This window comes from Sphingomonas sp. S2M10, assembly GCF_012650175.1.
In the GTDB taxonomy this organism is placed as follows: Bacteria; Pseudomonadota; Alphaproteobacteria; order Sphingomonadales; family Sphingomonadaceae; genus Sphingomonas.
In genome coordinates, this window is the sequence record NZ_JAAILI010000086.1 from 72,940 (window position 1) to 86,270 (window position 13,331).

General features: G+C 68.7%; 12 protein-coding genes and 1 tRNA gene. 6 read left to right on the top strand and 7 right to left on the bottom strand.

Annotated elements, in window-relative coordinates; genetic code table 11:
• Positions 1 to 43: 43 nt before the first annotated feature.
• Both S2M10_RS21365 and S2M10_RS21370 read right to left on the bottom strand, forming a co-directional pair.
• Positions 44 to 2,608, bottom strand: a complete 2,565-nt coding sequence (locus tag S2M10_RS21365; RefSeq protein ID WP_168847878.1) for a TonB-dependent receptor — start codon at positions 2,606 to 2,608, stop codon at positions 44 to 46.
• Between the two features lie 166 nt (positions 2,609 to 2,774).
• A tRNA-Leu gene (locus tag S2M10_RS21370) sits at positions 2,775 to 2,861 on the bottom strand.
• 129 nt (positions 2,862 to 2,990) lie between these two features.
• On the opposite strand from S2M10_RS21370, the gene S2M10_RS21375 reads away from it, so the two are divergent.
• On the top strand, positions 2,991 to 4,349 hold the full coding sequence (locus S2M10_RS21375; protein ID WP_168847879.1) for an MATE family efflux transporter: 1,359 nt from the start codon (positions 2,991 to 2,993) through the stop codon (positions 4,347 to 4,349).
• On the opposite strand, the gene S2M10_RS21380 is transcribed toward S2M10_RS21375, so the two are convergent.
• Positions 4,321 to 5,025 carry a zinc-ribbon domain-containing protein gene (locus tag S2M10_RS21380; RefSeq protein ID WP_168847880.1) on the bottom strand — a complete coding sequence of 235 codons (705 nt, stop codon included), beginning with the start codon at positions 5,023 to 5,025 and terminating at the stop codon, positions 4,321 to 4,323. The two genes, S2M10_RS21375 and S2M10_RS21380, sit on opposite strands and share 29 nt — an antisense overlap.
• Before the next feature lie 165 nt (positions 5,026 to 5,190).
• On the opposite strand from S2M10_RS21380, the gene ftsE reads away from it, so the two are divergent.
• The 4 genes from ftsE to S2M10_RS21400 are packed head-to-tail and all read left to right on the top strand — an operon-like array spanning position 5,191 to position 7,995.
• Positions 5,191 to 5,892: a cell division ATP-binding protein FtsE gene (gene ftsE / locus S2M10_RS21385; protein ID WP_168847881.1), complete on the top strand. Its 702-nt coding sequence runs from the start codon at positions 5,191 to 5,193 to the stop codon at positions 5,890 to 5,892.
• Entirely contained in the window at positions 5,889 to 6,773 is an 885-nt protein-coding gene (locus S2M10_RS21390) for an FtsX-like permease family protein (RefSeq protein ID WP_168847882.1), read from the top strand. Before ftsE ends, S2M10_RS21390 begins: the two co-directional genes overlap by 4 nt.
• Entirely contained in the window at positions 6,770 to 7,309 is a 540-nt protein-coding gene (locus S2M10_RS21395) for an ElyC/SanA/YdcF family protein (RefSeq protein WP_168847883.1), read from the top strand. Before S2M10_RS21390 ends, S2M10_RS21395 begins: the two co-directional genes overlap by 4 nt.
• On the top strand, positions 7,309 to 7,995 hold the full coding sequence (locus S2M10_RS21400) for a lysophospholipid acyltransferase family protein (RefSeq protein WP_168847884.1): 687 nt from the start codon (positions 7,309 to 7,311) through the stop codon (positions 7,993 to 7,995). The genes S2M10_RS21395 and S2M10_RS21400 overlap by 1 nt, the downstream gene beginning before the upstream one ends.
• Before the next feature lie 9 nt (positions 7,996 to 8,004).
• On the opposite strand, the gene S2M10_RS21405 is transcribed toward S2M10_RS21400, so the two are convergent.
• The 4 genes from S2M10_RS21405 to crtY all read right to left on the bottom strand — a co-directional run bounded on the left by S2M10_RS21405 (position 8,005) and on the right by crtY (position 12,324).
• Positions 8,005 to 8,928 (bottom strand): phytoene/squalene synthase family protein, encoded by a 924-nt coding sequence (locus S2M10_RS21405; protein WP_168847885.1) that lies wholly within the window; start codon positions 8,926 to 8,928, stop codon positions 8,005 to 8,007.
• On the bottom strand, positions 8,928 to 9,509 hold the full coding sequence (locus S2M10_RS21410; protein ID WP_168847886.1) for a TIGR00730 family Rossman fold protein: 582 nt from the start codon (positions 9,507 to 9,509) through the stop codon (positions 8,928 to 8,930). The genes S2M10_RS21405 and S2M10_RS21410 overlap by 1 nt, the downstream gene beginning before the upstream one ends.
• A 179-nt stretch (positions 9,510 to 9,688) precedes the next feature.
• Positions 9,689 to 11,167, bottom strand: coding sequence for a phytoene desaturase (locus S2M10_RS21415; RefSeq protein WP_168847887.1), 1,479 nt, complete (start codon positions 11,165 to 11,167; stop codon positions 9,689 to 9,691).
• Positions 11,167 to 12,324, bottom strand: coding sequence for a lycopene beta-cyclase CrtY (gene crtY / locus S2M10_RS21420; RefSeq protein ID WP_168847888.1), 1,158 nt, complete (start codon positions 12,322 to 12,324; stop codon positions 11,167 to 11,169). Before crtY ends, S2M10_RS21415 begins: the two co-directional genes overlap by 1 nt.
• Before the next feature lie 198 nt (positions 12,325 to 12,522).
• Between crtY and S2M10_RS22870 the strand changes: the two genes are divergently transcribed.
• Positions 12,523 to 13,317, top strand: a complete 795-nt coding sequence (locus S2M10_RS22870; RefSeq protein WP_168847889.1) for a PEPxxWA-CTERM sorting domain-containing protein — start codon at positions 12,523 to 12,525, stop codon at positions 13,315 to 13,317.
• The last annotated feature ends 14 nt before the right edge of the window (positions 13,318 to 13,331 follow it).

Genomic DNA, 13,331 nt, shown 5'->3' on the forward strand with positions numbered 1-13,331 from the left:
GCCAGGCGGGCGCGGCGCGCAACCGGCGCCGCGCCTCGCGCGCTCAGAAGAACAGCTTGCGGATGCTGAGGGTCACCGCGCGACCCGTGGGATCGAGCAGATCCGGCTGGTAGTTGAGCGGCACCGCGCCGGTCTGGTCGGTCACCCGCTGGCGGGTGTTGAGGATGTTGGAAACCCCCAGGCTAACGCGTGTGCCGCGCAGCCACGGATGGGCGCGCACCAGCTTGATCTGGCGGCCGAGGTCCGCGAAGACGCGCAGGTTGAACGTCCCCAGATCACCGAAGTCGAGGCGGTTGGTGTTGTTCAGCCCGGTGAAGACGCTGGTGCTGCTCTGCCATTTGAACCCGAGCCGCACGCCCACGCCGTCCTTGGTGATGCCCGCCTGCGCATCGATCTGGTGCGCCGGCTGGCCGCCTGCATTGCCCGCCGCGTCGCCGTTCAGCAGGTCGAGGATCGGCACGCCGTCCCGGATCTTGATCTGATTCTTGAAGTACCAGGTATGGTAGAGGCTGAACTGCATCCGGCCGGCCAGCGCGCCGTTGGGTCCGCCACGGCCGCGGAACCCGCCGCCTCCACCCGGGCCGCCGCCGCCCGGCGCCGCGCCCGCCGGCCGTGCGGGCGGCGCGCCGAACAGGCTGCCGCCCCCCGGCGGCCGCTGGCCGTTCTGGCCCTGCCCGAACAGCCGTGCCTGGCCTTCCGCCGGCAGCGGCTTCCCCGCGGCGATCGCATCGGCGCGCTCCTTCTCGCGCTGGGCGCGCATCGCGGCGATCTTCTTCTCGAGCGAGGACTTGATCGGTATCGAAAGGTTGAAGCCCCAGCGCAGCTGCTTGGTGTTGTTCTCGGCGAAGTTCACCGCGCGATTGTCGATGCTGACCAGATCGCCATCGGGATCGCGGACGAAGCGATCGGGGAAAGCCGCCTCGATGGCTGCCGTGGCGGCAGGGAAGGTGGCGATGTCGTTGCGGATGCGGCTCGTCACATAGTCGGCGCGGATCGACAGATCGGTCTTCTCCGACGGGCGAAGTTCCAGCCCCAGCTTCATGACATGGCGCTTCTCGGCCTGAAGCGCGGGGTTGCCGCCGGTGATCGTGGTGATCGTCACCGTCTGGCCGGTGCGATAATCGAACACGCGGGTGTTCGGGCTGGTGATCAGCGGGCCGCCGAGCTGGGTGGTGGTCGGCGCATCCTCGGCATCGGTCCAGGAGGCGAGCAGCCGCACCGGCTTGAACGGCGACCAGTTCACGCCGTAGCCGGTGGTGGTCAGCGTGCCGAAATCCGACAGATGCTGGACGGCGACGTTGCCGTTGATCGTCAGGTCACCGAGCGGCTGGAGCACGTCGCGGCGGCGGCTGGCGATCGGCAGGTCGATGTTCAGCTGGGTGCTGGCAATGTTGCGCGACAGCGAGGCGTCGGTTGTCAGCCCGTTGCGGAACGCGGTGCTGTCAAACCCGCTGACGCTGCCGCCGATCCGCAGCGCGGTGGAGACGTCGCCCGCCGGCAGCTTGAACAGCGGCCCGCGGAGCAGCGCATCGACCGCACCGACATTCGACGTCGAGTTGCCGCGATCGGCCGGGCGCGCGGCACCGAGCGAATCGAAGCCGCGATCGGTGATCGTCTTGCTCTCCACGCGATCATAATTGCCGGTCAGCGACCAGCTCCAGGCGTTGCTGAACGGCAGCTCGTCGCCGTTGAGCGTGGTGCCGAGATGCGCGGTGATCGTGCGGCTGCTCGCGGTCAGCGGGCTGGGATCGCCGGAAAGCGCGAGCGGTGCCGCCGTCTGCGACACGGCCAGCCCGCGCAGCGCCTCGCTCTGCTGCACTTCAAGCGTGCCGTTGACCGTCGCGCCGACCTTCTCGCTCAGGTTGCGCGCATAGCTGCCGTTGATGTTGAGGTCCTGGCTGGGGGCGACCAATGTGCGATAGGGCGCCTGGTTGACACCGCTGCCGTCGTTGAAGGTGGGCAGTACGTTGCGCTCGCTTTCGAGCAGCGCCGAATTGCCCTGATACTTCACGTCCAGATTGACGCGGCGATCGCGATTGATCTTGAGGATATCGGCCTGGACCTGCTGGGTGCTGTTGCCGCCCTCGGTCGGTGCGCCGCCCTGCAATTCGGTGGTCAGCGCGCGGAAGCGCTCGCGCAGCACGAAGTTCACCACGCGCTGGTCGGCCGAATAGCCGAACTTGAGCGCGACCTCCTCGGGAAGGATGTCGACGCGCTCGATCGCCTCGGTCGGCAGGTCGCGGATTTCGGCGAAGCTGGAGATACGGCGGCCGTTGAGCAGCACCACCGGCCGGCCGCTGCCGCGCCCGCTGCCCGTCTGCGGGGCAAGCTCGGTCAGCAGGTCGGCGACCGAGGAAACGGCATAGGCGCGGATATCGGCCTGGTTGAGCTGGATCTCGGGCGGAATATCACCCTTTACCGCGCCGCGCGGCTCGCTGGCGGTGACGACGATCTCGTCGGTATAGGGATCTTCCTGGGCTGGTGCGGCGGGCTGAGTCTGGGCGGGGCGACCGCCCGACTGTGCCGCCGGCGTCGCCGTCTGTGCCTGCGCCGCCAGCGGCGATACGCCTGCCAACAGTCCTGCCAGGGTGGTCCCCAGTCGCTTCATCGTTGCTCCGTCCCTTGTTCGAATCACAAGCGGGCCCGCAGGCCCGCTCGTCCATCAATCGGGTACGACGCACATGTCGCAAAACTGTGCCGGATTATCGGATAAATTGTCGCGTCCGTTGCGCAGATGCGAAAATGGGGGCCGGAGCCCCCATTTGTCTTATTCATGGTGCGGTCGAGAAGACTCGAACTTCCACGGCCTTTCGGCCACAACGACCTCAACGTTGCGCGTCTACCAGTTCCGCCACGACCGCACGTGAATTTCCGCCGGCATTTTCATACCAGCGGCTGGTAAGGCAGCGGCCCCTAGCAAAGCGAATCGGGACTGGCAACCCATGATGTGCAGCTTTCTTGGCGCGACGCTTGCGCCTATGCCCCGCGCCATGTCCGTCGCTACGCCGCTCGCCGCCGAAACGCGCCGCCTCCTCGCGCTGGCCTGGCCGGTGATGCTCACCAGCCTGAACTGGACGATCCTGCACGTGACCGACGTCGTGGTGGTAGGCCTGGCCGGTACGCACCAGGTGGCCGCGCTCGGCGCGAGCCGAACGATTACCTTTCCGGGAATCGTGATGGGGCTGGGGGCGCTCACCGGCATCCTCGTCCATGTCTCGCGGGCCGACGGCGCAGGCGATCTGCGGCAGACCGGGCGGGTGCTGCATGAAGGGCTGTTGCTCGCCCTGCTGCTCGGCGTGGCCAGCATGGCCATCCTGATGGGTTTCGCAGCGCCGCTGCTTGCCGGCGTGGGTGTTGCGCCCGAACTGGTGTCGGCGACGGCGCCGGTGGTGCAGGTGATGGCGCTAGCCTATCCGTTTCAGCTCGTCACCATCGCGACGAGCTTTTTCCTTGAAGGGGTGAGCCGGCCGGCGCGCGTGACCGTGGTCAACCTGGCCGTGCTGCCGATCAACGGTCTGCTCGCCTGGCTGCTGGCGACCGGCGCCTGGGGCTTTCCCGCGCTGGGGGCGATCGGCGCGGCGGCGGCGACCGCGATCGCCTCGGCCTTCGGCGCGATCGGCATGCTCGCCGCCGCCTGGACGCTGCCCCGCGCCGAGGCACGCGGGGTGCGGCTGCTCGGCGACTGGGGGCGGGCGGAGACCTGGCGCGGCGCCTGGGCACTGGCCCGGTTCGGCATGGTTCCGGCGATCGCCTCGGGGCTGGAACTGGTCGGTTTCTCGATCCTGATCGCCTTGTCGACCCAGCTGGGCGAGAATACCGCCCATGCCTTCCAGATCGTCTTCTCGATCCACAACGTCACCTTCGCGGTAGCGCTGGGCCTGGGATCGGCGGCGGGGGTGCGCGTCGGCAACGCGGTGGGCGAGGGCGTGCCGCAGGCAGCGGGGTCACGCGCGGGCATCGCCGCCGGGCTGGCCGCGCTGGCGACCGGCCTGCTGGCGCTGGCGCTCATCTTCATGCCGATGCTGGTGGTGGCGCGCTTCCCCGCGCCCGCCGACGTCCATGCGCTGGCCGCGACGATGCTGCTGCTCTGGGCCCCGTTCATCCTGTTCGACGGGGTGCAGGTGGTGTTCGTCTATGCGCTGCGCTCGCTCGGCGACCAGGTGGCGGCCGGCATCAACGGCATCCTGGCCTTTTTCGTGGTGACCGGCGGACTGGGCCTGTGGCTGGTTCAGGCGGGGTGGGGTGCGCAGGCGCTGGTGCTCGCCTCGGGCCTGGGGATGGTCGCGGCGGCGCTGCTCGACGGCGCGCGTCTGCGCGTCGTCACCCGTCGAGTTCGCTCACGAAGCTGAGCTTCACCGATTTGGCGCCGCTCGGCACGTCGACCTTGGCGCCGTTGAACTCGAATCCGGCCTGCGGGGCGAGCGTGCGGAGCGGTGGGGTAATCCGCCAGCTATAGACTTCGTGGCGCTCGGCATCGAGCAGCTGGATGCGGATGTCAGGCACGTGCTGTGCTGCGCCGGTGTCGTTGAGCACCTTGCCGGAGACGATGAACAGCTTGCTGCCGTCGGTACGCGCCTGCAGCGCGACATTCTTTTCGCTGAACACCAACGCGTTGTTCGTGCCGATCGGCAGGCCGAGCTGCGTCAGCACCTGCGGCGCCTTCCAGTAGAGCAGCGCGGCGGCGCCCAGCACCACCGATACGAGCGCGACCAGCGCGGCGATCGTCCAGCGGATGCCGCTGCGTTTTTTCGGCGCAGGCTCGTCGAAGGGGTCATATTCCGGCTGCGGATCCGGCTCCGGCGCCGGCTCGGCCATGGCGAAGCTGCGTGGCGGGAGCGGCGCGGCTTCGGGTTCCGGCTCAGGTGCGGCTGCTGGAGCGGGCGCGGTCGCGGTGCGTTCGAGCGGTGCGCCCGACTGGAACCAGCTATGCTTGCAGTTCGCGCAGCGGACCGTCCGCCCGTCGGGGCCGATCGCCGAATCCGGTACTTCGTAGCGCGACCCGCACTGGCTGCACTCCAAGATCATGCCCAAACCCCCTGGTACCCGCCCGAGACGCGACGGACGGGCGAGTCTAGCGGGGCCGATTCGGGCCAGCAAGCGGCTTGGGACGGGCGGCGGCTTGAGCCATATCGGGGCCTGTGCGATGGCGGACCGGTATCACCGCGAACAGGAGGCCGGGCCGCACGGCGCATGGGCAACATCGTGCACTTCGAGAATGTCGGCCTGCGCTATGGGACCGGACCGGAGACGCTGTCGGACGTGAGCTTCACGCTGGCGGCCGGCGGCTTCCATTTCCTCACGGGGCCGAGCGGCGCCGGCAAGACCTCGCTGCTCAAGCTGCTCTATCTCGCCCAGCGGCCGACACGCGGCGCGGTGCGGCTGTTCGGCGAGGATGCGGGCGCGCTGCCGCGGCACCGGCTGCCGGGCTTTCGCCGCCGCATCGGCGTGGTGTTCCAGGACTTCCGCCTGCTCCCCCAGCTTTCCGCCTATGACAATGTTGCGTTGCCGCTGCGCGTGGCGGGCGTGCGCGAGAGCGAGATCGAGGCGCCGGTGCTCGAAATGCTGGCATGGGTGGGGCTGAGCGCGCGTGTCACCGCCAAGCCGCCGACGCTTTCGGGCGGCGAGCAGCAGCGCATCGCCATCGCCCGCGCGGTGATCGCCCGGCCCGAGATCCTCGTCGCCGACGAACCGACCGGCAACGTCGATGCCGACATGGCCGAACGGCTGCTGCATCTGTTCGAGGCGCTCAATCGGCTTGGCACCACCATCGTCGTCGCGACGCACGACCTGCACCTGATCGGCCGCATTCCGCGCGCGCAGCTGATGCGGGTCGAAAAGGGGCGGCTGGTCGATCCCAGCGGCCTGCTCCGCCATCCGCCGGGGGGCGCATGAACGGCTTCCGGCAGCGCGCCGCGATCGATCTGCGCCTTCTCGGCGAGGGGCAGCGCAGCTGGGTGATGGCGGGGATCATGGCGATCATGCTGTTCCTGACCGTGCTGTCCGGTGCGCTGGGACTGGGCGTGGCCCGCTCGGCGGGCGGGATCGACCGGCAACTCGCCGGGCAGTTGACCGTGCAGCTGGTCGAGCCCGATGCGGGCGTGCGGGATGCGCGGGCAAAGGCGCTGGTCACGGCGATCGGCAAGGTGCCGGGTGTGACCCGCGTTCGGGAAGCGGACCGTGCCAAGCTGGCTGCGCTGCTCAAGCCCTGGCTGGGCGATGCCGGGCTCGATCCGGAGCTGCCGATGCCGGTGCTGATCGACGTGACTGCCGGGCCCGGCGTGGCGGCGCAGGTGGCGGCCGCCGCGCGCCGGGTGGCACCCGCCGCGCGGGTGGACGGCAGCGCGCGCTGGCTGTCGCCGGTGCGCGGGCTGCTGGCCGCGCTGTTCTGGGTGGCGATCGGGCTGGTGCTGGTGATCGCGGCGGCCACGGCGGGCGTCGCGCTGCTCGTCGCGCGCGCGGGGCTGGACACGCATCGCGATACCATCGACGTGCTGCACATGCTCGGATCGACCGATCGCCAGGTGGCGCGCCTGCTCCAGCGCCGGATCGCGCGCGATACGCTGCTCGGCGGCGTGATCGGCACGCTGGCGGCGCTGGCGCTGGTGGCGTTGTTCCAGACCAAGCTGGCGCTCACCGGGTCCGAGGTGCTGGGCGGAGCGACGCTGGCGGCCGTCGACTGGACGCTGCTGCTGCTGCTGCCGATCGGCTTCGCGCTGCTCGCGACCGTGGCGACGCGGCTGACCGTGCTGCACACGCTGGGGCGCAAGCTGTGATCCGGCGTTTCTTCTTCCTCCTCGTCCTGCTCTCCCTGGCCTGGGCGGTGGGCTTTGCGCTGTTCCTGTTCAACCTGGGGCGACCGCTCGGCGCGCATCGCACCGATGCGGTGGTGGTGCTGACCGGCGGGCCGGGACGAATCCAGCGCGGGCTCGACGCGCTGCGTCGCGAGGATGCGCGGCGGATGCTCGTTAGCGGGGTGAACCCCGATGTGCGGCCGCGCGAACTGGCGGCGCAATTCCCCGCCGATCGCGCGCTGTTCCGCTGCTGCGTCGATCTCGGCCACGAGGCGGTGGATACCCGCTCCAATGCCGACGAGACCGGGCGATGGGTACACGAACATGGCTATCGCAGCGTCCGGCTGGTCACCTCCGACTGGCACATGGCACGGGCGCGGCTGGAGTTGCACCACGTGCTGCAGGGCGTGACGATCCTCGGCGACGGGGTGCCGAGCCGCCCCGGCTGGCGGATGCTGCTGCGCGAATATCACAAATATCTGGTGCGCCGGGGGGCGCTCCTGCTGGGGGTCGATTGATGGACGCACTGCGGACGTGGGTTTTCCGGATTTTCTTCTACGCCATGTCGATCGTGATGGTGTCGCTGGCTCCGGTCGCGGCGTTGTTCGGGACGCGCGTGTTGCGCGCACATGCCAATTGCTGGGCGTGGCAGCTGCAATGGCTGGTGCGGACGATCATCGGCGCACGGCTTCGCATCGAAGGCCATGTGCCGGAGGGGCAGATGCTGTTCGCCGGCAAGCATGAAAGCTATTTCGAGGCGCTGGAGCTGACCCGGATGCTGCGCGCTCCGGCGACGGTGATGAAGCGCGAGCTGACCCGCATTCCGCTCTGGGGCTGGGCGGCGCAGCGCTACGGCACCATCGTGGTCGATCGCGCGGCCAATGCGGCGGCGCTGCGCTCGATGATGCGTGCGGCAAAAAAGGCGCGGGCGACCGGGCGCTCGGTGCTGATCTTCCCGGAGGGCACCCGGGTACCGCCCGGCGAGGCGCCGCCGCTGCGCTCGGGCTTTGCCGGGCTCTACCGGGCGCTCGACTTGCCGGTGGTGCCGGTCGCGGTGCGGAGCGGCCGCGTTTGGCCGCGCAAGGGGCTGATGCACAAGGGCGAGATCGTCTTCCGTTTCGGCGAGCCGATTCCCGCCGGCCTGCCCCGCCGGGAGATCGAGGCACGCGTGCATGCGGCGATCAATGCGCTGAACGGGGGGTAGGGCGGCGCCTCAGCGCGGGCGCGTCCACAGGCCTGCGGGGCGTGGGCTGGGCGCGCGCTTGCGGGCTGCGCCCCAGGCCCGGGTGATCGCCGCCAGCTTCTCGCCGCCCGAGGTGGTGGTGCGGCTGTCCCAGGCCTTGGCGCCGCGCGTCCGGACCTTGCGGGCAATGCCGCCATAGATGTCTGCGGCCGCCAGCACCGCCCAGGCCGAGCGGAACGACAGCGCAGCAGCGCCGCCGCGCGCGCTGATCTCATAGGCTTCCGCGCGATCGGCGAGCCGCGTGCCGAGGATGGCGAGCGCAGCGGGGTCTGCCAGCGGGTTCGCCGGCGTCAGCCCGACTTCGGCCAGCCAATCGGCGGGCAGGTAGCAGCGCCCGGCCGCCGCATCCTCGCCGATGTCGCGGGCGATGTTGGCAAGCTGGAAGGCGAGGCCCAGATCGCAAGCGCGGTCGAGCACCGCCTCGTCCTCGGGCGCGACGCCCATCACCACCGCCATCATGCAGCCGACCACGCCCGCCACATGGTAGCAGTAGCGCAGCAGATCGTCCTCGCTTTGCGGCCGCCAGCCTTCGGCATCGAGCGCGAAGCCGTCGATCAGGTCCCAGGCGAAGCGGTGCGGCATGCGGGTTTCCGCGGCGACGATCCGCAGCGCGTCGAACGCCGCGTCGCCGACCCATTCGCCGGCAAGCGCGGCCGCCGTGCGTTCGCGTATCTCGGCCAGCCGCGCCTGCGGATCCTCGACGATCGTCATGCCATGGCCATGATCCTGCCCGTCTGCGATATCGTCGCAGCGGCGGCACCAGGCGTAGAGCAGCCAGGCGCGCTCGCGGGTCTCGCGATCGAACAGCTTGCTCGCGGCGGCGAAGCTGCGCGAGCCGCGAGCGATCGATTCGCCCGCGGTCGCGACGATCGCGTCGCGGCCGGGATAGCGCATTACAGCTGCTCGCGCCGTAACTGGGCGATCGGTACCACCGGCTGGGCCGCGGCCATCTTGGCGAGCAGCCCGTCGATCGTGGTGTCGACGAGGAGCAGGCTCTGATGCTGCGGGCGGACGAAGCCTACCGTTCCCATATGCTCCCAGAATTCGACCAGCTTGTCGTAATAGCCGGCGATGTTGAGCAGGCCGATCGGATCCTGGTGATAGCCGAGCTGCGCCCAGCTCATCGCTTCCCACAATTCGTCCATCGTGCCGGTGCCGCCGGGCAGGTTGACGAAGCCGTCGGCCAGTTCGGTGAAGCGCGCCTTGCGCTCGTGCATCGTCTCGCAGACTTCGAGGGCGGTAAGCCCGCGATGCGCGACCTCGGCATTGACCAGCAGGGTGGGAATAACGCCGATCACTTCGCCGCCGGCCTCGAGCGCCGCATCGGCCACCGCGCCCATCAGTCCCAGCCGGCCGCCGCCATAGACAACGCCGATGCCGCGCTCGGCGAGCGTGCGGCCGAGGGCGCGGGCGGCTTCGATATAGACGGGATCGGCCGGGCTGGCCGAGCCGCAATAGACAGCGATACGCTTCATTTGATGCTCCTGTGGCGGGGCTGATAGCGTGTTTCGGCGGGGAGGGAGAGCCCTGATCTTAAGCCCCTCCTCCTTGGAGGAGGGGTTTGGGGGTGGAGGGATTCCAGAACGCAGCTTGGTCTCTGCGAGACACGGCCCCACCCCAACCCCTCCCCTGAAGGGGAGGGGCTAAAGCCCATTCAGGCCATCTCGCCCAGCATCAGCTCTGCCGTCGCCTTGGCACTCCCCACCACGCCGGGGATGCCCGCGCCCGGATGCGTGCCCGCGCCGACGAAATACAGGTTCGAAATTGCATCGTCACGATTGTGCACGCGGAACCAGGCGCTCTGCGTGAGGATCGGCTCCAGGCTGAAGCCCGATCCGTGATGCGCCGCCAGATCGTCGCGGAAATCGGTCGGCGCATAGTGGAACTTGGTGACGATGCGCTCGGCCAGATCCGGGATTAGCCGGCGCTGCACCTCGGCGAGAATCCGCGCTTCGAGAATCGGCCCCACCTCGTTCCAGTCTGCCGGGAACTTGCCCAGATGGGGCACCGGCGCCAGCGCGTAGAAGGTCGAATGGCCCTCCGGCGCCATGCTCGGGTCCGAGGCGCTGGGATGGTGGAGATAGAGCGAAAAGTCCTCGCTCACCACGCCGTTGGTGTAGATGTCGTCGAGCAGGCCCTTATAGCGCGGCCCGAACAGGATCATGTGGTGCGGGATGTTCGGGAAGGTGCCACGCAGTCCGAAATGCACCACGAACAGCGAGGGCGAAAACCGCTTGTTGACCAGCCGGCTGGTCGTCCGCCGTGCGCTGCGCGAGTTGCGCAGCAGGTCGCGATAGCTGTGAACGATGTCGGCGTTGCTCGCCACCGCATCCACTTCGACCTCAAAGCCGCTGTGCGTGCGCACGCCGACGACACGGTCGCCCAGCGTCAGGATCTCGTCGACCGGATCGCCGATCCGCACCATGCCCCCCAGCCGCTCGAAGTGCGTGACCATGCCCGCGATCAGCCGGTTGGTGCCGCCCTCGGCCCACCAGACGCCGCCGTCGCGCTCCAGCTTGTGGATCAACGCGTAGATGCTGCTGGTCGCCATCGGGTTGCCGCCGACGAGCAGCGTGTGGAACGACAGCGCCTCGCGCAGCTTCTCGTTCTTCACATAACCGGCGACGACCGAATAGACCGATCGCCAGGCCTGGTTCTGCATCAGCGCAGGCGCCGCCTTCAGCATCGACTTGAAGTCGAGGAACGCCTTGGCGCCCAGCTTCACATAGCCTTCCTGATAGACCCGCTCGGAATAATCGAGGAAGCGACGATAGCCGGCGATGTCGCTGGCATCGAGCTTGGCGATCTCGCCCGCCAGCACACCATCGTCATTGGTATAGTCGAAGGTCGTCCCGTCCGGCCAGGACAGGCGGTAGAAGGGCGTGACGGGCTTGAGCGTCACGTCTTCCGAAATATCGTGGCCCGACAGGCGCCACAGCTCCTTGAGCGCATCCGGATCGGTGATCACGGTCGGGCCGCCGTCGAAGGTGAAGCCGTCGCGCTCCCAATAATAGGCGCGGCCGCCGGGCTTATCGCGCGCCTCGATGACGGTGGTATCCACCCCGGCCGACTGAAGGCGGATGGCAAGGGCGAGCCCGCCGAACCCGGCGCCGATCACGACTGCGCGGCGCATCAGCGGTTCCAGATCGCGGAGAGGGCGCGGCCGATCGGCACCGGCGGCTTGCCCGAGAGCACGCGAAGGCGGTCTCCCCAGGTCGACTGCGCGGCGTAGAAGCGCTGGATCAATCCTGCATCCAGACGGTAAAATCGTTCCAGCACGCGATAGCGCTCCTCGGGTTCGGCCGCCTTGAACAACATCGCGGCGAGCATGCGATAGAAGCCGCGCTTGCGCCATAGCCCGCGCGAATAGCCATATAGCATTTGGTGCAGCGCCTCGCCCGAATAGTCCTTGGCCTCGGCGATGACTGCGGCGGTACGGATTGCGTCGGGGAAGGAATAGCCGGTCATGGGGTGGAACAGCCCGGCCTTCATTCCCGCCTTGGCAATGCCGCGCCCGCCGGCGGCCCAATAGGCGCTATGGTCGCCCCCCATCGCGACGGGCAGACTGCCTACTTCCTCGCGCAGCACGCGATCGACCTGCCAGCCTGCCGCATCGGCATAGGCCTCGATCCGGTCGCCCGTGGCGAGGATGTCGAGCGACGGCGTGTCGCTGTAATAGGTATCCTCGACGAACATCCGCGTCGGGCTGAACGGCAGGCAATAGACGAAGCGATAGCCGTCGATCTGCGGCACGGTCGCGTCCATGATCAGCGGTCGCGGCACCGTGTTGAGCGCGGCGAGCGCGAGTTCGGCGCCGTGGAATTTCTGCCAGCCGAGCTGGAGCGCGCTGGTATCGCCGACGCCGCGGCAATCGATCACGCCTTCGGCCTCGACCAGATCGCCGTCGGCGAGCGCCACGGCGTTGGGAGTGATGTCCGCCGCCTCGCGACCGAGCAGCAGGCCCTTCGGCCCCAGCGCTTCGCGCACCACGCGATCGAAATGCTCCGACTCGACCGAGTAATAGCGGCCGGGCAGCGTACGGCTATGCGCCGGGAAGGCGACGTCATAGCCGTTCCAGCCATGGCAGATCAGCGGCGCGGCCAGCCAGCGATGCTCGGGTGCAATATCGTCGGCGAAGAACGACCAGAGGTGATTGCCGCCGATCCGCGCCGAGCCTTCGATCAGCCGGACGGTGCAATCGGGTTTCTTCTTCCGGATTGCCAGCGCGATAAGCCCGCCGGCAAGGCCGCCGCCGACAATGGCGACGTCACAACTGATGGTTGAAGGCATGGCCGTCGCCTAGCCCAAGCCCGGGGGTGTGGGAACCCCGCCATTGAGGGGCAGGCATCGAAACGGTCGCGGGCGGCGGGCGCTCCGGCGCAGGCCAAGCCGTTCATTTTCTTTTAACTATCGTCACACGGCTTGCACACTTCCGCCTTACGCCAAGGCAACCGCGCTCGCGGTTTGTGAAGTAGGGGAACCAAAGCAATGCAGAATAAGCTTTTTGGCGCGGCTCTTGCCGTCGCCACGCTGATCGGCGCGCCCGTCGCGCAGGCCCAGGTCGCGCTGTCGACCAAGACCTACACGCAGGATTTCAACACGCTGGCGACCAGCGGCACCAGCGACGCGCTGCCGACCGGCTGGAAGCTTGACGAGACTGGCGGCAACACCGCGGGCAGGGACGACGCCTATGCGACGACCAATGCCAATGCCGGTACGGCTTATGCCTTCGGTTCCGGCAGCGAGCGCGCGCTCGGCAGCGTGACTTCAAGCAACGCGACTCCGATCCTGTTCGGCGCCTTCTTCACGAACATGCTGGGCAGCGCGATTCAGTCGATCACGCTCGATTATTTCGGCGAGCAGTGGCGCCTGGGCACTGCGCGCAGCGATACGCTCGACTTCGAATATTCGCTGAACGCTACGTCGCTGACCAACGGCACCTGGACGGCGTTTGACGCGCTCGACTTCGCCAGCATCAAGAACGGCACCGGCTCGGGCAGCGCGAGCAGCGCGCTGGTCGGCAATGACGCAAGCAATCGCAAGGCCATCAGCGCCACGATCGCCAACCTGCAGATCGCCGACGGCAGCGGCTTCGCGATCCGCTGGACCGATCGCGACGTCGGCGGTTCGGACCATGGCCTGGCGATCGACGACCTGACGCTTACCGCCACGCTGGCGCCGAGCGCGGTGCCCGAGCCGGCCGCCTGGGCGATGCTGATCGGCGGCTTCGGCCTCGCCGGCGCGGCGCTGCGTCGCCGCGCGGGAAAGCGCGCGCTCGCCTGACCGCGGGCAGGGAG